The organism is Psychrobacter sp. S1-30-MNA-CIBAN-0213, assembly GCF_040309845.1.
Lineage (GTDB): Bacteria > Pseudomonadota > Gammaproteobacteria > Pseudomonadales > Moraxellaceae > Psychrobacter.
Map to the genome: position 1 here is coordinate 1 of NZ_JBEOPE010000171.1, position 239 is coordinate 239.

The 239-nt window shown below is 62.8% G+C and carries 1 protein-coding gene; it reads right to left on the reverse strand.

From position 1 onward, the window contains the following. On the reverse strand, positions 1-220 hold a 220-nt coding region (locus tag AAEY87_RS14380), incomplete at its 3' end, for a PDDEXK family nuclease (RefSeq protein ID WP_350657657.1). Between the last annotated feature and the right edge of the window lie 19 nt (positions 221-239).

Below are 239 nucleotides of genomic sequence, written 5' to 3' on the forward strand. Positions count from 1 at the left end.
GGTACAGGTAACCCGCGATGTGCGTGTCGTAGTCGTAATCGGGCAGCCGGCCGCGCAGGTAGCGATGCAGCGCGACCGTATAGAGCAGCGCCTGCAGGTGATACGCGTGATCGGCCATCGCAATGTCGAGCGCGCGCGGGCCATAGGCGTCCGGCGTCGTGCCGAGGTGGTTCGACTTCCAGTCGACGATCCAGAAACGGCCGTCGTGTTCGACGATCATGTCGATGAAACCCTTGATG